This window comes from Halotalea alkalilenta DSM 17697 (assembly GCF_000621205.1).
Lineage (GTDB): Bacteria > Pseudomonadota > Gammaproteobacteria > Pseudomonadales > Halomonadaceae > Halotalea > Halotalea alkalilenta.
Window position 1 is genome coordinate 180,659 of the sequence record NZ_JHYY01000013.1, and the last position, 18,583, is coordinate 199,241.

Annotated in this window: 16 protein-coding genes; 7 read left to right on the forward strand and 9 right to left on the reverse strand. The window is 65.0% G+C overall.

The features are described from left to right. Positions 1-88: 88 nt before the first annotated feature. Positions 89-901 (reverse strand): tryptophan synthase subunit alpha, encoded by an 813-nt coding sequence (trpA, locus tag Q376_RS0100820; RefSeq protein WP_043445508.1) that lies wholly within the window; start codon positions 899-901, stop codon positions 89-91. Then, positions 901-2,211 (reverse strand): tryptophan synthase subunit beta, encoded by a 1,311-nt coding sequence (gene trpB, locus Q376_RS20945; protein ID WP_052364813.1) that lies wholly within the window; start codon positions 2,209-2,211, stop codon positions 901-903. Before trpB ends, trpA begins: the two co-directional genes overlap by 1 nt. A 199-nt stretch (positions 2,212-2,410) precedes the next feature. Here trpB and Q376_RS20950 point away from each other — a divergent pair, with 199 nt between their 5' ends. Both Q376_RS20950 and Q376_RS24160 read left to right on the forward strand, forming a co-directional pair. Continuing rightward, on the forward strand, positions 2,411-3,352 hold the full coding sequence (locus Q376_RS20950) for a LysR family transcriptional regulator (RefSeq protein ID WP_081803327.1): 942 nt from the start codon (positions 2,411-2,413) through the stop codon (positions 3,350-3,352). An 86-nt stretch (positions 3,353-3,438) separates the two neighbouring features. Beyond that, positions 3,439-3,570 (forward strand): entericidin A/B family lipoprotein, encoded by a 132-nt coding sequence (locus Q376_RS24160; protein WP_211266577.1) that lies wholly within the window; start codon positions 3,439-3,441, stop codon positions 3,568-3,570. A 69-nt stretch (positions 3,571-3,639) separates the two neighbouring features. Here Q376_RS24160 and Q376_RS0100840 read toward each other — a convergent pair whose 3' ends face one another. The 3 genes from Q376_RS0100840 to Q376_RS0100850 are packed head-to-tail and all read right to left on the reverse strand — an operon-like array spanning position 3,640 to position 5,359. Continuing rightward, positions 3,640-3,933 (reverse strand): helix-turn-helix domain-containing protein, encoded by a 294-nt coding sequence (locus tag Q376_RS0100840; protein WP_027348685.1) that lies wholly within the window; start codon positions 3,931-3,933, stop codon positions 3,640-3,642. Then, positions 3,930-4,685, reverse strand: a complete 756-nt coding sequence (locus tag Q376_RS20955) for a formate dehydrogenase accessory sulfurtransferase FdhD (RefSeq protein WP_043445511.1) — start codon at positions 4,683-4,685, stop codon at positions 3,930-3,932. The genes Q376_RS0100840 and Q376_RS20955 overlap by 4 nt, the downstream gene beginning before the upstream one ends. After that, complete coding sequence (locus Q376_RS0100850; RefSeq protein ID WP_027348686.1) at positions 4,682-5,359, reverse strand: HAD family hydrolase; 678 nt, start codon at positions 5,357-5,359, stop codon at positions 4,682-4,684. Before Q376_RS0100850 ends, Q376_RS20955 begins: the two co-directional genes overlap by 4 nt. A gap of 198 nt (positions 5,360-5,557) precedes the next feature. On the opposite strand from Q376_RS0100850, the gene Q376_RS0100855 reads away from it, so the two are divergent. Then, a complete protein-coding gene (locus Q376_RS0100855; RefSeq protein ID WP_027348687.1) occupies positions 5,558-6,406 on the forward strand; it encodes a siderophore-interacting protein in 849 nt (282 codons plus the stop codon). Between the two features lie 167 nt (positions 6,407-6,573). After that, positions 6,574-7,446: a phytanoyl-CoA dioxygenase family protein gene (locus tag Q376_RS0100860; protein WP_027348688.1), complete on the forward strand. Its 873-nt coding sequence runs from the start codon at positions 6,574-6,576 to the stop codon at positions 7,444-7,446. 109 nt (positions 7,447-7,555) lie between these two features. Here the strand turns inward: Q376_RS0100860 and Q376_RS0100865 are convergent, their stop codons facing one another. From Q376_RS0100865 to Q376_RS0100875, 3 genes are all read right to left on the reverse strand, one after another. After that, positions 7,556-9,757, reverse strand: coding sequence for a TonB-dependent siderophore receptor (locus tag Q376_RS0100865; protein ID WP_052364814.1), 2,202 nt, complete (start codon positions 9,755-9,757; stop codon positions 7,556-7,558). A gap of 179 nt (positions 9,758-9,936) precedes the next feature. Then, complete coding sequence (locus tag Q376_RS0100870; protein ID WP_052364815.1) at positions 9,937-10,980, reverse strand: nickel/cobalt transporter; 1,044 nt, start codon at positions 10,978-10,980, stop codon at positions 9,937-9,939. Continuing rightward, the gene (locus Q376_RS0100875; protein WP_245598873.1) at positions 10,965-11,654 is read right to left on the reverse strand and encodes a DUF1007 family protein; all 690 of its coding nucleotides are present in this window, start codon (positions 11,652-11,654) and stop codon (positions 10,965-10,967) included. The genes Q376_RS0100870 and Q376_RS0100875 overlap by 16 nt, the downstream gene beginning before the upstream one ends. Positions 11,655-11,828: 174 nt before the next feature. Here Q376_RS0100875 and Q376_RS0100880 point away from each other — a divergent pair, with 174 nt between their 5' ends. From Q376_RS0100880 to Q376_RS0100890, 3 genes are all read left to right on the forward strand, one after another. Beyond that, positions 11,829-12,836, forward strand: coding sequence for a 2-hydroxyacid dehydrogenase (locus Q376_RS0100880; protein WP_027348692.1), 1,008 nt, complete (start codon positions 11,829-11,831; stop codon positions 12,834-12,836). Positions 12,837-12,886: 50 nt separating this feature from the next. Further along, positions 12,887-14,506, forward strand: a complete 1,620-nt coding sequence (locus tag Q376_RS0100885) for an L-lactate permease (RefSeq protein WP_027348693.1) — start codon at positions 12,887-12,889, stop codon at positions 14,504-14,506. Positions 14,507-14,840: 334 nt separating this feature from the next. After that, positions 14,841-16,835, forward strand: coding sequence for a BCCT family transporter (locus Q376_RS0100890; protein WP_027348694.1), 1,995 nt, complete (start codon positions 14,841-14,843; stop codon positions 16,833-16,835). 440 nt (positions 16,836-17,275) lie between these two features. Here the strand turns inward: Q376_RS0100890 and Q376_RS0100895 are convergent, their stop codons facing one another. Next, positions 17,276-18,568, reverse strand: coding sequence for an MFS transporter (locus tag Q376_RS0100895; protein ID WP_027348695.1), 1,293 nt, complete (start codon positions 18,566-18,568; stop codon positions 17,276-17,278). Positions 18,569-18,583 lie beyond the last annotated feature (15 nt).

An 18,583-nucleotide genomic window follows, 5' to 3' on the forward strand; every position in this document is an offset into this window, starting at 1 on the left:
TCCTAGCCTCCTTGATGATGGCCGGGCGCTAATGGCGACACCGGCCGACCCTGCCCAGCTTAGCAGCGGATCAACGAACCGGCGCGATTCAGCGCCGCGCGGCGCGCACGCCCTCGGCGAGCTCACGGGTCAGCCGGCTGACCTCGGCCACCGCTGTGGCGGTGTCGACCGCGCCTTCGATGCAATCGACCAGGGCGGAGCCCACTACCACCGCATCGCTGAAGCGAGCGATCTCCTCGGCCTGCTGCGCTCGACGGATGCCGAAACCCACCGCCACCGGCAGCTGGCTGTGCTCCTTGATCCGCCCTACCGCACGCTCGACATCGGTCGGCGTAGGCGCGCGGGCGCCGGTAACGCCCGCGACCGAGACGTAATAGACGAAACCCGAGGTGTTCTCGAGCACCTTCGGCAGCCGCTTATCGTCGGTGGTCGGGGTGGCGAGGCGAATGAAGTCGATGCCCGCCTCCCGGGCCGGCAGGCAGAGCTCGGCATCGTGCTCGGGCGGCAGGTCGACGACGATCAGGCCATCGACCCCGGCGGCCTTGGCATCGACCAGGAAGCGCTCGACGCCATAGCGGTAGATCGGGTTGTAGTAGCCCATCAGTACGATCGGCGTGGTGGTGTCGCGCTCACGGAAGCGTTTCACCATTTCGAGCGTCTTGATCTGGGTCTGGCCGGCGGCGAGCGCGCGCAGCGCGGCTTTCTGGATTGCCGGGCCGTCCGCCATCGGGTCGGTGAACGGCATGCCGAGCTCGATGATGTCCGCGCCGGCCCCAGGCAGCGCCTCGAGGATCGCAAGCGATGCATCGAAGCTCGGGTCACCGGCGGTGACGAAGGTCACCAAGGCGGCGCGGTTTTCCTGCTTGAGCGCGTCGAAGCGCGCAGTGATCCGCGAACTCATCAGTGCGTCTCCCCTTGGTTGGATCCCTGGCCGAACTGCAGGTCGTCGACATCGCGCGCGTCTTCGGCAGTATCGGGCAATACCTCGGTGTCGCCGCGCTTTTCGAGATAGGCAGCGACGCTCGCCATGTCCTTGTCGCCGCGTCCGCTGAGGTTGATCACCATCAGATGGTCCTTCGGCAGGGTCGGTGCGAGCTTGGCCGCATGGGCGATCGCGTGGGCCGATTCGAGCGCCGGGATGATGCCTTCGAGATGACAGCAGGTCTTGAACGCATCGACCGCTTCGTCATCGGTGATCGAGACGTACTCGACCCGCCCGGAGGAGAAGAGGAAGGCGTGCTCCGGGCCGATGCCCGGGTAGTCGAGCCCAGCCGAGACCGAATGGGCATCCTTGATCTGGCCGTCGTCGTCCTGCAGCAGATAGGTGCGATTGCCGTGCAGCACCCCCGGCACACCACCGTTGAGGCTCGCCGCGTGCTCGCCGGTCTCGATGCCGTGACCGCCCGCCTCGACGCCGATCATTCTGATCGATTCGTCCTCGAGCATGGGATGGAACAGGCCCATCGCGTTCGACCCGCCACCGATGCAAGCCACCAGCGAGTCGGGCAGGCGCCCTTCCTTGTCGATGATCTGCTCGCGGGTCTCGCGGCCGATCACCGCCTGGAAGTCGCGCACCATGGCGGGATAGGGATGAGGCCCGGCGACGGTGCCGATGATGTAGAAGGTGTCGTCGACATTGGTGACCCAGTCGCGCAGCGCCTCGTTCATTGCATCCTTGAGCGTGCCGGTGCCGGCGGTGACCGGGATCACCTGCGCCCCGAGCAGCTTCATGCGGAACACGTTGGGCTGCTGGCGCTCGATGTCGGTAGCACCCATGTAGACCACGCACTGCATGCCGAAGCGCGCGGCCACCGTGGCGGTGGCGACACCGTGCATACCCGCCCCGGTCTCGGCGATGATCCGCCGCTTGCCCATCTTCTTCGCCAGCAGGATCTGGCCGATGCAGTTGTTGATCTTGTGCGCGCCGGTGTGATTGAGATCTTCGCGCTTGAAGTAGATCTTCGCCCCACCGAGGGCGTCGCTCAGCCGCTCGGCGTGGTAGAGCGGGCTCGGACGGCCGACGTAGTCGCGCTGGAAGTAGGCCAGTTCGCGACGAAACTCAGGGTCCGTCTTCGACGCTTCATAGGCTTGCTCGAGCTGGAGGATCAGCGGCATCAGCGTCTCGGCGACGAATCGGCCACCGAAATCGCCGAAGAAACCGTCGGCGTCGGGGCCTGCGCCGCTGCGTACGGGCGTGGCGTTGGTGGTCATGGCGATAGCCTCTCGGAAGGGCTGCGCGAATACGCGCGAGCATGTCTCGACATACGCCCCGGCGGTGGAGCCCGGAGCGAAGAATGATCCCACCTTAGTGCAGCCGGGCGGCGATGAAAATCGATAAAAACGGGTGGGCTTGTGAGTTATGCTCACAAGCTCACCCGCATCGAAACTCCTCGTTCGAGACGCTGCCACCATGCCCCGCGACGACCTTCCCTCGCTCACCGCGCTGCGCGCCTTCGAAGCCACCGCCCGCCTGGGCTCGGCGAGCGCGGCGGCGCAGGCGCTCAACATCACCCATGGCGCGGTGAGCCGCCAGCTCAAGGCGCTCGAAAGCGAGCTCGACACTCAGTTGTTCATTCGCCGCGGCCGCAGGCTCGAACTCACCGCCCAAGGCGAGACCTTCGCCTACGCCTGCTCAGATGCGTTCGAGCGGCTGCGCGAGGCGCGCCGGGCACTGGAGCGCTCACGCGCGCGCGCGCCCTTCGCCCTCGCCTGCCCCGGCAGCCTGCTCGCGCGCTGGCTGATCCCGCGTCTCGACCGGCTCAACCAAGCCTTGCCCGAGCTGCGCCTGCAGGTGGTATCGAGCGAGCATGGCTTGGAGCCACTCGGGGATGGGGTCGATGCGAGCCTGCTGTTCGCCTCCCCCCCGTGGCCGTTCGAGACCGAAGCGCGAGTCCTCGCACCGGAGTGGATCGGCCCGGTGCTCTCCCGCGCCGCCGCAGAACGCATCGGCCTCGCCGCCGGACGGCAGGCGCCGCTCGAGCGGCTGCTCGACCAGCCGCTGCTGCACACCGCCTCCCGGCCTCAGGCATGGCCACAGTGGGCGGCGGCGGTCGGGCTCGATCCCAGACAGCTGACCCAGGGACAGGGTTTCGAGCATCTCTACTACCTGCTGGAAGCCGCCGAGGCCGGGCTCGGAATCGCTATCGCGCCGCGGCTATTGATCGAAGAGGCGCTGGTCCAGGGGCGGCTACTCGCCCCCTGGGGGTTCGTCGCCACGGGGGCCAGCCTGACGCTGTTCCAACGGCGCGACGCCAGTGCCGCCGAGCACCGCAGGACGAGCGCGCTGGGGGATTGGTTGGAGATCGCGCTGGGCGAAAACGGGTCACCGGCAAAGGATTGCAACCAACGGTAACCGAAGGAATGCTCCCAGCCTGCTATGGTAAGGAGAGTCGTGCTGGAATCGCGACATTCACCAGAAAAAGGAGAATGGACCTCATGATCAAGAAATATCTCGCCCTCGCCTGCCTCACCCTGCTCGGCGCCGGCGCACTGGCCGGCTGCAACACCGTGGATGGTGCGGGACAGGACATCGAAAGTGGCGGAGAGGCGATCCAAAACGCCGCCCAATAAGGCTCACGGAGCCTTCGGAAGATGCGTCCCGGGGAGTTTTTCCCCGGGGCGTTTTCGTTTGCGCCACGCTCAAGCGAGGCGCAGCGCCTGGCCTGCCGGCGCGAGGGAGAGATTCAGCTGTGCGCTGCGTTCCCGGCCACGGTCCACTTCGATCCAGCCCTTTTCGGCCAAGGCATCGGCTGCGCGTCGAACCAGCGCGTGCTCAAGTTCGAGATCGCGAGCAATCCGACCGCTGGTCAATCCGCGCTCAGCGACGAGCAGCCGGGCGAGTACCACGGCTTCGAGCGGGGCCAGCGAGTACGGTGGATCGATCAGGCGGGCGAGCCAGGCATCGAGCCCGGCTTCGAACGGGGCATCGCTCACCCCAGCTCTCCGCTGAGCAGCACCAGCCTTTCGCCACGATAGCAGTGGATGAGCTGAAGCCCGCACAGCCGCGCGGTCTCCACCGCCAGGTCGGAAGGCACCGAAAGCGTGGCGAGCGCGGGAATGCCCGCCCGCACCACCTTCTGCACCAGTTCGAGGCTGCAGCGGCTGGAAAGCATCACCAGGCTCGGCATCGGCCGCTGATCGAGCATGGCCTGGCCGATCAGCTTGTCGAGCGCATTGTGGCGACCGATATCGACCCCAACGCCTAAGCGTTCACCCTCGGCGCCGAGCCCGAGCGCCACGTGCAGCCCTGGCCGGCGCTCCTGCTCGAGCCATTCGAGCGCGGCCTCGAGCACCGTGACATCGGGTGCCACGCTCGGCGCCAGCCGATGCAGCCCGAGCATCATCGACGCCTCGGAGGCCGAACCGCAGCGCCCGCAGCTGCTGGTCGAGGAGCCTACCCGGCGCTGCTCCTGGGCGCGCTGCTCGATCCGCCCGCCGACGGTGAGACGCACGAGGAGCCCATGGCGCAGGTGATCGATCTCGATCTTTTCGACCTGGTCGCGGCGGTCGATCAGGCCCTCGCCATAGCTGAAGCCGAGCGCCCATGCCTCGAGCGACGCAGGCGTCGCCAGCACGCTGGCGTAGTCGACCGCGCCGAAGGCCAGGGTCACCGGCAGCTCGCTCGGCCCGGCGACCCGCGAGGTCGCCTCCTGGCTTCGATCCTCGAGCCGTCTTCCAGCGTTCATCGCTCGACTGCTCCCCCGAGCCGCTCACGCTCGATCCACTCGATTGCATCGGGCAAGCCGTCGGCGATGAAGCTCGCCTCACCGAAGTCGTGATCGCGGGAGTAGTCGTTGGGTATCGCCACCACCTCCAGCTCGGCGGCGTCCGCAGCCTGTACCCCATGGCAGGTGTCCTCGATCGCGAGCGCCTCGGAGGCGGGCAGCCCGAGCAGCTCGAGCGCCCGCAGGTAGCTTTCGGGGTCGGGCTTGCTGTGCGCTACGTCATCGCGGGTCACCACGCATTCGAAGAACCCGGCCAGACCATGGTGATCGAGGGTAGGGGTGAGCTCGGCGCGAGCGGTGCCGGTCACCAGGGCGAGGCGCAGCCCACGCCCGCGCGCCCATTCGAGCGCCTCGCGCGCATGCGGCATCAGCGCGACCGGGACGCTCGCGAACACCTCCGCGGTCAGGCGGGTCTTGCGCTCGACCAGCTCGAGCTCGTCGACCTCGAGTCCCCGCGCCTTGCAGACTTTGTGCGCACCGGCCGGCACCGGCAGGCCGGCATAGTCGCGCTTGTACTCCTGCTCACCCAGTTCGGTGCCGTAAGCGGCGAGAATTCGGTTCCAGACCCCGCGGTGCGCTTCCTCGGAGTTCGCCAGGGTGCCATCGAAATCGAACAAAATGGCCTTGAGCGTCATTCGCGGGTTCCTCGAAGCAGGCGAAAAATGAGCACGTACCGGGTCGATGAGGCGACTGATCCCCCGCACGTCGATCGGACTAGTCTATCAGCCGGGAGAAAGCCGCCGCGAGGTTTGAGTGGCGCGCTTTGATAAGCCTTCTCAACGATAGTACCCTACCTCCCCGCTCGGCCTCTCCCATCTCCCGGAGCCCTCTTGATGCAACACCTCCGTCGCCCTGCCGGCTCTCCGGCACCGCGCAAGAAACGCGCCCCCAGCCTGTTCGAGGTGCTGCGCACCGAGCGATTGAGCCCGAGGATGATCCGCGTGGTGCTTGGCGGCGAGGGTATCGACGCGTTCGACGAAAACGCCTACGCCGCCCACATCAAACTGATGCTGCCCCGCCCCGGCCAGCGCGAGCCCAGCCTGCCGACGCTCGGCGAGCAGGGGCCGGTCTGGCCGCCGGCCAGCCAGCGGCCGATCGTTCGCACCTACAGCGTGCGCGCCTGCGACCGGGACAAAGGCGAGCTGGTCGTCGACTTCGTCGCCCACGGCGATGAAGGGCCCGCCTCGCGCTGGGCGCTCGCTGCGCGCCCTGGCGATCGGATCGGCATCGCGGGCCCGGGCGGGCCGATGCCGATGCTGAAGCCGGCCGACTGGACCCTGCTTGCGGGCGACATGACCGCGCTGCCGGCGATCGCGGCGATGCTGGAGCGACTGCCCGAAGACGCACGCGGCTGCGCGCTGATCGAGATCCCCGACCCGGCCGAGCGCCAGGAGCTTCGTCATCCCAGCGGCGTGGAGCTGCGCTGGCTGGTGCGCGAAGCCAAGAGCCCGAGCGAATCGCGCCTGCTGCTCGATGCGGCGATTGCGCTCGACATCCCATCGCAGGCGTCGCTGTTCGCCTGGGTCGGCGGCGAGAACGCAGCGGTGATCGCGCTGCGCGATCACTTGCGCGATCGCCATTCGTTGCGCAAGCCGATGCTCTATGCCGTGCCCTACTGGAAATACACCCTCGATGAGGAAACCTATCACCAGGAACGACACCGGGTGATGGACGAACTCTGAGCCGCTCCCCCGAGCTTCCCCTGCGGGTGACGGTCGTGGATGGTCGTTCGCGCTTACCGACTGGATCGCAAAAACTGATCGCGAGCAGCGGAATTTGATTGTTTATCCACCCCCTTCATTGCCCTAGCCTCGATATCGATCCCCGCCGCTGCCCTTTCGGAGGCCACATGTTGAACCAAGCGCAGATCGATGCCTTTCATCGCGATGGCTATTTGATGGTCGAGAACGTACTCGACAGCGGCCAAATCGCTGAACTGCAGCGCGAGTTCTCGACCTGGGTCGAACAGAGCAGGGAGCACCAGGCTGCCTACGGCAGCACCCTGGACGGACGCCCCCGCTTCGATCTCGAGCGCGATCACGCCTTCGATCACCCCTCGCTGCGCCGGGTCAGTTCACCCACCGAGGTCTCGCCAGCCTATCTCACCGCCGCCTTCGATTCCCCCATGGCGGCGATGGTCGGCCAGCTGATCGGTGCGGGAGGGGTACGCTTTCATCACAGCAAGATCAATTCGAAGCTGCCACGAACCGCCACCGAGGTGAAATGGCACCAGGACTTCCTGTTCACCCCGCACAGCAACGATGACCTGGTCACGGCGCTGCTGATGATCAGCGAGGTCACCGCTGAGAACGGTCCGCTGCAAGTGATCCCGGGCAGCCATCACGGGCCGCTTCACTCCCACTGGCGGGGAGATCGCTTCACCGGCGCGGTGGATGAAGAGGTGATCGAACGAGCGTGCGCCTCGCCGGTCGAGTGCCTCGGTCCGGCGGGATCGGTCTGCTTCATGCACACCCGGCTGCTGCACGCCTCCAAGCCCAACGACTCCGACCTGCCACGCACGCTGTTCATCACGGTCTATGCCGCGGAGGATGCCTTGCCTTATGGGGAGAACCCACTGCCGAGCCAGCACCAAGGGGTGATCGTCAGCGGCGAGGAGAGCGGCACGGTAAGGACCACCGCGAACGTGCTGAAGCTGCCGCAGAAACCGCGCGGCGCCTCGTTCTTCGTGCAGCAGGCGGGAACGGACGTCGCCTCGGCCTGAACGAGCGGCAGCTTACGGGAGCGCTTGACGCTCGGATGCAACGACCGCGCCCAGGCTTTGGCCTGGGCGCGGTCGTTGCATCCGGCCTGGGGGACCAGGCCGGCCGAGCTTAGAACTGATAGCGCAGCGAGGCGACTACGTTGCGAGGCGCACCGTACATGTTGAAGGTGCCGAAACTGCCGACCCGCTCGTAGTACTTGCGGTCGAACACGTTGTTGACGTTGAGCTGGCCGCGCAGGTTCGGGGTGAAGTCGTAGGCCGCCATGGTGTCGACGGTGGCGTAGCCGGGTGCATCGATGCCCTGGGACGAACTGAAGCTGCTGGCCGCGGTGACCCCGCCGCCGACGCTGAACTTATCGAGCATCCCGCCCTGGAAGGCATACTGGGTCCAGAGGTTGACGGTATTCTTCGGCATCAGCAGGAAGACCGCGTCATTGGAGCTGGCTTCCTTGATCTCGGTATCCATGTAGGTGTAGCCGGCGATCACCCCCCACTGCGGGGTAATGTCCCCCGACACCTCGAGCTCCGCCCCCTGGATCCGAGTCTTGCCCGCCGCTGCGTTGCGATCGTCCACATCAGCGGAGGCGACCACGCGATTGTCGTCGTACAGGCGGAACAGACTGGCGCGCGCGTTGAGCCGGCCATTCATGTAGCTGCCCTTGATCCCGGCCTCGTACTGATCGCCCTCGCGCGGCTCGACCAGCCGGCCACTGTCGTCGAGATCGGTCTGCGGCTTGAACACCTGCGAGTAGCTCGCGTACAGCGAATGATGGTCGTCGAGATCGAAGACCGCGCCGGCATAGCCGGTGAACTTCGCATCATCGCTATAGGTATCGCCCTGCCCTTGCGTACGCTCGTAGGCATGGACGTCGTAGGAGCTGACCCGGCCACCGGCGATCAGTGCCAGGCGCTGGATCGGCCGGAAGGTGATCTTGGAGTAGAGACCGTACTCTTCGACCGAAGAGCGCGTGTTGGTGTAGGTGTAGCCGCTGGCGCCGTTGCGGCCATTGCCCAGGATATCGACGTAGGCAACGTCGTTGATGCCATCCACGGAGACGTTGCTGTAGAGCGCACGCGCGGCGGAGCGCTCGTAGTCCTGCTCGAAGCGCTTGTAGTCGGTACCGACGACGAACTCGCTGACGTTGCCCAAGGCCTCGAACGGCTGGCTGTAGCTTGCATCGATCGCAAGCGAACGCTCGTCCACCTTGGCGCCGAGGCCTGTGACGGTGAGGGTGTCGCTGGCCGAGACGCCGCTGCCGCCATAGGCGTAATTGAAGTCGGCGTTGCGCGTGGAGTAGCGCGCGGCCACCCGGCCGTAGCCGCCGTTGTCGAACTGGTGGGTCAGCTCGGCGATCCAGTCGTTGGACTGGCTCTGGAAAGCGTTCCAATCGGCGCCGAAGGCGGTATTACGCGAGTAATCGAGCAGATTGCCGCTGGTATCGGTGGCGACCCCGTTGTTGACGTCGATGTCGTAGGTCTGGCGCAGGAACGCCAGCGAAAGCTCGGTGGCGTCGTCGAGGTCGATGTCCAGCGCGCCGTAGAAGCTGTTGGCCTCGTTGTCGTTGTTGTCGACGAAGCCGTCGGAGTCGGTGTTGGAGATCACCATCCGCCCGCGCACGCTGCCGGAGGCGTTCAGCGGTCCGGAGATATCGCTTTCGAGATAGCGCTGGTTCCAACTGCCGTAGCTGCCGGTGAAGCTGCCCTGGAAGTCAGGGGTCGGGCGCTTGCGCACCAGGTTGACGATCCCGCCCATTTCGCTGGTGCTGTTGAAAAGCCCTGAAGGACCGCGCATCACTTCGACCCGGTCGAAAGCGCCGAGCTGCGGGACCGAGCCTGCGATGCTGGCCATCGGCGCCGGCAGGCCATCGATACTATATTCGTCGTACTCGTAGCCGCGCGAGTAGATCGAAGAACGGCCGTTGTCGTTGTTGAGCACCCGCATCCCAGGCGTACGCCGCGCCATTTCGTCGAGGGTATGGAAGTTCTGGTCCTCGATCGCGTCACGGGTCACCACGCTGATCGACTGCGGAATGTCACGCAGCGCCGCCGGGGTCTTGGTACCGACGGTGGCGGCATCGACCGCATAGCCCTTGGTTTGCTCCGAGGGCGCCATATGATAGAGACGGTTGCCCTGCACGGTGATGGTATCCAGCCGGCTGCCACCCTCGGGTGACGCGACCACCGACCCGGACTGCCCGGCGGTGTCATCGTCGGCCTGCTGGGCCAGTACCAGCGGCGAGGCGTGCATCACCATGAGGCCGAGTGCTACGCCTGACAGCGCCCCTCCTTTACCTAGACGTGAATCTCTCATTGCTCGCATTCCCTTGAGTCTCTTATCGGACAGGATCGATCGACTGATCGTCGGACCAGGGCAGCGCCGCTATGCTGCGGCTTGAAATCCCTAGATGAAACTGAAGATGAATTAGAACGCAAATGATAAGGGCTATCAATTTGATCCCGCCAAACCACGTTCTTTTCACAATCCATCGATCAGAATCCGAAAGGTGAACCCGCCTCCGGCCGGGTGAGCGACGCCACCAGCAGCAGCGTGCCGAGCAGGCAGAGCACCACGCCTCCCGCCATCGCAAGCCAATGGGAGAGCCGCAGCATACGAGTGCCATCCCGCACGCCGAGACGCAGCATCAGGTCACGGGCGTAGACGCTGAGGATCGCCAGTGCGGAAACGGTCAACCCGGTGCCGAGCCCCATCGCCAGCACCGCGAGGACACCCGCGAGCCACTGCCCCAGCAGCGCGGCGACGCTGAGCACCAGCAGCGCTCCGCTGCACGGACGCAGACCGATCGCGAGTACCGCCGCAGCGTCGTCGCGCCAGTGCCCTTCGAGCCGGGCGGGATCGATGTGATGGCCTACGCCACAGCAGGCGCAAGCGTCGCTATGCTTAGCATGCGCCGAAGGCGCAAGCCCTATGCCGCTGCGCGCTGCGAGCGTTGGCGGAACGAGCTGGAAGCCAGCGACATCGCCCAGCGGCTGCGATTCGAAGGCTTGGACCCGGGACTTTGCGCGGCGCAACCGCCAGAGACGAAGCCCCGCGCGAGCCGCAAGCCACGCACCGAGCGTCGCCACCATGGCGAAGCTCGCCGCATCGAGGTAGCGGCTGCTCGCCACCGCCTTCGAGGCCAGCCAGCCGAAACCGAAGACCAGTACCGCAACGGTGATGATCGCCACCAGCGCCTGGGCGGCGGCCGCTAGCATCGAAAGCGCGATGCCGCGACCGAGCCGGGTACGCTGGGTCACCAGGTAGCTCGCGATCACCGCTTTGCCATGGCCCGGGCCCGCGGCATGGAAAATGCCGTAGGCCAGGCTCAGCGCCATCATGCTCCAAACCATCTCGCCACTGGGCCGCTCGGCCAGCGAAGTGAAGGTCTCGACCAGCTGGCGGTGGAAGTCCCGCTGCCAGCCGAGAATCCACACCACCAAGCTGCCGTAGGCGCGCTCGAGCAGCGAAAGCCACCATGGCATGCCGATGACCAACGCCAGCAACAGCGAAGCCCAGGGGCTCAATCGGCGGAGCATAGGATCTCTCCGGTATCGGTGAAGAAGCGGCCAAGCCCATCGGGTGCCTGGCCATCGACGTCGATCATCGCGGCCTGGGCGACCAGCGCGGGGTCGGGATCGGCCGGGATCACCCGTGACTCGCAGCCCTCGGGTGCGTCGACCAGTGATATCGCCACATCGTCGGGGTCGTGAAGAAACTCGATGTAGTAGGAGCTATCGTAGATCTGGTAGCGCAGCGGCCGTTGCTTGGTCGGGCGCAGCGGCTCGGCGAGCGGAAGTTCGAAGCTGACCAGGATACGGCTGCCCTGGCGCTCGACGTGGACCTCGTCGACCTCGCCCTGGCCGAGCTCCGGGCCCGCATCGACATTGCCGGCATAGAGATGGGTCAGGTAGCGCCCGGCGGCGAGGGTCTCGGTGATATCCTGGCCGAGCTCCAGGCGGCCATCCTCGTCGCTACCGGCGGCCGCCATCTCCTCGATCAGCGTCAAGCTGTAGAACGGATCCATCCTCCACACCTCGCGCAGGGCCACTACTCTTCCCTGGTCATCGAAGCGTACTTCGACACGGTAATCGACCCAGCCGTGAGGATGGGCCTGAACCACTTGGCTCGGCGCCAACAGCGAGGCTGCGAGCAATGCCGACCAAGCGGCGCGGCGGAACAAGGATAGCCTTTGCGATGACGACGGAAACACCCGGGAAACTCCTCGCGCGATAGGCGACCGATGAACGAAGAACGAAGAACGAAGAGCGCGACATTGCGCCACTTTCAAGCTCGTAGTCTTTTAACCACACTGTGAAAACGGTTATACCTAGGGCCCAGCTCGAACGGCCTGCGGGCGAATCATTCGCAAACGAGGAATACGCTCATGCAAGTCACCGTCTTCAGTGCACACCCCTACGACCAGAATTCACTCGACACGGTGGCTCAAGAGCGGCTCTCGCATCGTCAAGTCACGCTGATCTACCAGACGGCGGCCCTGTCGCGCCAGACTGTCCCGCTCGCCGCCGGCAGCGACGCGGTCTGTGTATTCGTCAACGACCAGCTCGACGCCGAAGTACTCGAACAGCTCGCCGCCAGCGGCGTCAAGGCCGTGCTCTTGCGCTGCGCCGGATTCAACAACGTCGATATCGCCGCGGCCGAGCGCCTGGGGCTATTCGTCGCCCGGGTGCCGGCCTACTCCCCGGAGGCGGTCGCCGAGCACACCCTGGCGCTGGTAATGACCCTCAATCGCCATACCCATCGCGCCTACAACCGGGTTCGCGAGGGCAACTTCATGCTCGACGGCCTGCTTGGCGCCACGCTGCATGGCAAGACCGTCGGCATCATCGGCACCGGCAAGATCGGCCTCGCCACCGCGCGGATCTTCAAGGGCATGGGCTGCCGGGTGCTGGGCTACGATCCTTTTCCCGCCGATGCATTCAGTCAGACCGGCGAGCTGGTCGAGCTGGATCGGCTGCTCGCCGAGGCGCACGTGGTCAGCCTGCACTGCCCGCTGCTCGATGACACTCACCACATGATCAACGCTGACTCGCTCGCCAAGATGAAGAAGGGTGCGATGCTGGTCAATACGTCACGCGGCGCACTGATCGACACCCGTGCGGTGATCAGCGCGCTGAAGCATCGCCAGCTCGGCGCGCTGGCCATCGATGTCTACGAGCAGGAGGGGCCGCTGTTCTTCCAGGATCGCTCGGCGGAATTCATCGATGACGATCTGTTCGTGCGACTGATGACCTTTCCCAACGTACTGATCACCGGCCACCAGGGGTTCTTCACCCACGAGGCGCTGCGCGAGATCGCCGAGACCACTCTCGGCAATCTCGAGGACTTCCTCGACGGTCGCGAAAGCCCCAATGCGGTCAGAACCGGGCGCTGAGCCCTGCGCTTCGACACGCTACTCCAACAACCGGGACAAGGAACCTTCGCATGTGGCAGCATCTTTATGATCCCATCGGCAACGCTTATGTCTCGGCCCTGCTCGCCGCGATACCGATCATCTTCTTCCTCGCGAGCCTCACCTTGCTCAAGCTCAAGGGGCTCAATGCCGCGATCCTCAGCCTCGGCCTTTCGGTGGTGGTCTCCATAGCGCTGTTCGGCATGCCGTTCGAGAAGATCGCCTCCGCCGCCTTCTTCGGCATCCTCAGCGGCATGTGGCCGATCGGCTGGATCGTGCTGATGGCGGTGTGGCTCTACAAGATCGCGGTCAAGAGCGGCAAGTTCGAGGTAATTCGCGGCAGTATCGCATCGATCTCCAACGATCAGCGCGTTCAGGTGATCCTCATCGCCTTCTGCTTCGGCGCCTTTCTCGAGGGCGCGGCGGGCTTCGGCGTACCGATCGCGATCTGCGCGGCACTCTTGGTCGAGCTCGGCTTCAAACCGCTCAAGGCGGCGATGCTCTGCCTGGTCGCCAACGCCGCTTCCGGCGCCTATGGCGCGATCGGTATCCCGGTGCTGGTCGGTGCCCAGCAAAGTGGCGTGCCGCTCGATGCCTTGGCACTGATGATGATCGCGATCATCCAGCTCAGTACCCTGTTCGTGCCGGCGCTGCTGATCGTGATCCTCGATGGCGTGCGCGGCCTGCGCGAGACCTGGCCGATACTGCTGCTGATCGGCGTGCTGTTCAGCGCCAGCCAGTCTCTGATCCTCTATCTGCTCGGTCCGGAGCTGGTCGACGTGATTCCGCCGGTGCTGTCGATGGGCGCGCTTGCGCTATTCATGCAGTACTGGACGCCCCGGCGCATCTACCGCGAGGAAGGGGCTCCCGAGATCAGCGACAAGCGCTGGTCGCTGCCCGAGGTGATCCGCGCCTGGTCGCCCTTCTACATCCTCACCGCGGTGATCCTGGCCTGGAGCCTGCCTGCGTTCAAGGCGCTGTTCGCCGCCGGCGGTCCGCTCGCCTTCACCACCATCCCGTTCGCGATGCCCGCACTGCACCTGCAGATCGAGGAGCTGCCGCCGATCGCCACCGCGGCGCGGGCGCTGCCGGCGATGTGGAACCTCAACCTGATCAGCGCCTCGGGCACCGCGATACTGATCAGCGCGCTCCTGACCACCGCCTTCTCGTCGTCGATCACCCTGCGCCAGAGCGCGGGCCAGCTGCGCCAGGCGTTTCTCGAGCTGTGGAAGCCGTTGACCATGATCTGCCTGATCATGGCGGTGGCCTACATCGCCAACTTCTCCGGCGCCTCCTCGACCATGGGCCTGGCTCTGGCCGAGTCGGGTCAGGTGTTCCCGCTGTTCTCGCCGGTGATCGGCTGGCTCGGAGTGTTCATCACCGGTTCGGTGGTCAACAACAACACCCTGTTCGCCCACCTCCAAGCGGTCACCGCTCAACAGATCGGTACCTCACAGGCGCTGCTGGTCGCCGCCAACACAAGCGGCGGGGTCATGGCCAAGCTGATCTCCCCGCAGTCGATCGCGATCGCCGCGGCTGCGGTCAACCAGGTCGGCAAGGAGTCCGAGATCATGCGGATCACGCTCAAGTACAGCCTCGGCCTGCTGGTCTACGTCTGTATCTGGACACTAATCCTCTCGTTCTTGCTCTGAACCAGCAACGGTGTGGCAGGCGGCGAAGGGGCCGCCTGCCACGCACATCCTTAACCCTACCTTTACAACCCGCCTTTCCCACCGAATTATCACCAACCGCCGATTTCCGGCTACAGCACCCGCCGTTGAGCCATCCCTACTACGCTCGAGTCGATGCGCCGCGCCTGCACGGCGAAGAGGCGGGAATGACGTTGACGTATCCGGCCCCTAGAATGATTCGGTTTTCGTCAATTCACCGAAGGTGGGGCGAACATTCACTTGGGCGGTCTCGCCATTAAATGCCGGTAGCACCGTCCAGGCTCCGTGCCCCGCTGGAATGCACAAGGAAAAGTGTATGGCCGATTCATCCTCACCCAGGAGTTCGATCAATCCACCGGTGTTCTACAGCTCCGCCCTGGTCATCCTCGCTTTCGTTCTCTTCGCAGTGATCGCGCCCGAGTTCGCGGGCAACGTGTTCGGCGCAGTGCAGGGTTGGATCACCGATACCATGGGCTGGTTCTACCTGCTGTCGATGGGCGTGTTCCTGATCTTCTGCTTCGTCGTCGCCTTCACCCGCTATGGCAAGGTCAAGATCGGTCTCGACCATGAAGAAGCCGAGTACAGCTATGGTTCCTGGTTCGCGATGCTGTTCGCCGCTGGGATGGGCATCGGGATCATGTACTTCGGTGTCGCCGAGCCGGTCTCCCACTACCTCTCGCCGCCGACTGGCGAGGGCTCCACCCCAGCCGCGGCCCGGCTGGCGATGGAGTCGACGTTCTTCCACTGGGGGCTGCATCCTTGGGCGGTCTACGCCGTGGTCGCGCTGGCACTCGGCTATTCGCACTTCCGCCATGGCCTCCCGCTGCGGATAAGCTCCGCGCTCTACCCGCTGATCGGCAACCGCATCTATGGCCCGATCGGCAACGCGGTCGACGTCTTCGCCGTGTTCGGCACCATGTTCGGCCTCGCCACCTCGCTCGGCCTCGGCGTCCTGCAGATCAACTCGGGTCTCACCCACCTGTTCGAGCTGCCCAACAGCCTGCTGATCCAGTTGGTGCTGATCGCACTGATCACCGCCGCCGCGACCGCCTCGGTGGTCGCGGGGCTCGACAACGGCATACGCCGGCTCTCCGAGCTCAATCTGTGGATGGCGATCGCGCTGCTGCTGTTCGTGCTGGTCACGGGTGCGACGATGTTCATGTTCCAGACTTTTGCCCAGAACGTCGGTAACTACCTCTCAAGCGTCGTCGAGCGCAGCTTCAACATGTACGCCTACGACCAGGATGCCACCTCCGAGGGCTGGCTGAGCGCCTGGACCATCTTCTACTGGGGCTGGTGGATCTCCTGGTCTCCGTTCGTCGGCATGTTCATCGCACGGGTATCGCGCGGCCGTACCATTCGTCAGTTCATCATGGGGGTGCTGTTCGTTCCCACCGGATTCAACTTCATCTGGATGACCGTATTCGGCGATGGCGCGCTGCACATGCTGATGGTCGATGGCTTCACCGACCTGGCCACCGCGGTGCAGACCGATACCTCGCTCGCGCTGTTCGCCTTCCTCGAGCACCTGCCGCTGGCGAGCGTCACCTCGATCGTCGCCCTGGTGCTGATCGCCACCTTCTTCGTCACCTCGGCCGATTCCGGCGCGCTGGTGATCGACATGCTGACCACCAAGCACGGTGAGGAGTCGCCGACCTGGCAGCGGATATTCTGGGCGGTCGGCGCCGGGGTGGTGGCCATGGCGCTGCTGGTCGCTGGCGGCTTGGGCGCGCTGCAGGCGGCCTCGATCGCAGCCGCCCTGCCGTTCACCATGATCCTGCTGGTGGTCTGCTACGGCGTGCTGCGAGCGCTGCAAATCGATGCCCACAAGCGGGACAGCCTGAGTTTCCAAAGCGGTGCCGTCACCGCCAACTATGGCGTGCACAGGTCCAAGGCGTGGCAGGGCCGGCTCGAGACCCTGGTCAGTACCCCGCGCCGCCAGCAGGTTCGCGAGTTCCTCGGCAAGGTCGTCACGCCGGCGCTGGAAGAGGTCGGCCGTGCCTTCGAGGAACGGGGCCTCGACGTCAAGCTGACCCAGGAGGACGATCGCAGCTACATCAGGGTCCAGCACGGAGAAGAGGACGACTTCGTCTACGGCGTACGCGCCCGCGCCTATGCCGCCCCCTCCTTCGGCTTCGGCGGCGTTCGCCGCGACGATAAGCAGGAGGAGCGGCGAGAATACAGGGCCGAGGTGTTCCTGCGCGAAGGCGGCCAGGGCTACGACTTGATCGGCTACAGCAAGGAGCAGGTGATCAGCGATGTGCTCGATCAGTACGAGAAGCACCTGCACTATTTGCATCTGATCCGCTGAGCGCACACTTGCCCAGGCCAAAAGCCCGCCAAAGCCCGCCGAACGCTCGGCGGGCTTTCAGACTGCTGACAAAGTATTTGAAGATACTACGATGGCTTCCAGCCGCCTCTGAGAGCGCGCTGGACGGCAATCGCTTGCACCGGGGTTTGCGACATGGATGTCGCAAAAGGCGCGCCCGGACAGGGATGTCCATGCGCGCCGACCCGAGGGCAAGCGATTGATCGGCCAGGGTTTCGCGATCTCGTGGCGGCGCGTCCCCTTTCAGGGGGAGCGCGAGGGGTCCGCCCCTCGCATCTAAACGAGCGATAGGCTCGTTGGAGCGAAAACGGTTCTCGACTCGCCAGGATCGAAAGCGACACCGGGTCAAAAGGGGTTTGTCATTAATCTGAAGCCCGCCGAACGCTCGGCGGGCTTGCCTCGCTTGCTCAAGGCCACGGACCTCAGGAAAAGTCGGTGCGCATGACCGGTTTGCTGGTCGCGTTGGCATCGAAGGCCCGCTGCGGCTTCATCGTGAAGGTAAGCAGCACCCCACAGGCGAGTACGCCGATCGAGACCAGAAACGGCAGGCTCCAGTTGCCGGTCTGATCGATCAGATACCCCGCCAGCACGGGACTGATGATCGTCGCCGTCGCGGCGGTACCGTTCATGATCCCGCTCGCGGTGCCAGCGCGGTCGTTGGCGATATCCATCGGCACCGCCCACATCGGCCCCACGATCATCTCGTTGAAGAACAGCGCCAGCCCGAGGAACAAGAGCGAGTACATCGGCTCCTGGAACAAAAGCACTGGAATCAGCGAAAGGCCGGTCAAGCCCATGCACACGGCGACGAGATAGCTGCGTGCCAGCTTGAGGTTGCCGGTACGGCGCAGAATCCTGTCGCTGAGCACCCCACCGAGCAAGTCACCGAGCACCCCGGCGAAGAACACCCCCGAGGTATAGAGCACCGCGTCTTTGATGTTCAGCTGGTAGTTGTGCATGAAGTACATCGGGATCCAGCTCAGCATCAGCCAGAGGATCCAGTTGTAGCAGAAGTAGACGCTGGAGACCGGCAGCATCCGACGGAACAGCCTCATCCAGGTCCCTGGCGCATCGGGCCCACGCGCGGGCTTTGGCGGCGGCAGGCTGTCGAGCTCCTGCTGGGTGATCCGCGGATGATCGGCCGGCTTCTCGGTATAGGTCGCATACCAAAGCACGATCCAGCCGAAGCTCAATCCGCCGAGCAGGTAGAAAGAGAAGCGCCAGTCGTAGGCGGTCATCAGTGCGGCAACGATCATCGGCGCCATCGCGTTGCCCAATCGCGCGGCGGAGTGAGTGACGCCCTGAGCGAAGCCGCGCTTGTCCTTCGCCACCCAAGCGGACATGGCGGAGGTCGCGGCGGGAAAGGTCGCACCCTCGCCCAAACCCAGCAGCATCCGCGCCGCCACCAGGCTGAGGAAGCCACCCGCCAGACCAGTGAGCACCGTCGCCGTGGCCCAGATGAAGGCGCAGACGATCAAGGTGCGCTTGGCACCGAAACGGTCGCTGACCCAGCCGCCGATGAACTGGAACACCAGGTAGGGGTAGGCAAAAGCGGAGAAGATGAACCCGAGCTGCGTATTGGTCAGCCCCAGCTCGGCACTGAACTGCCCGGCCGCGGTACTGACGTTGACGCGATCCACGTAGGTGATGAAGTACATCAAGCACAGCATCACTAGCACCATGCTGGTGGCTTTGACTTTGAACAACCTGTTCATGTTGCTCTCCTCGAT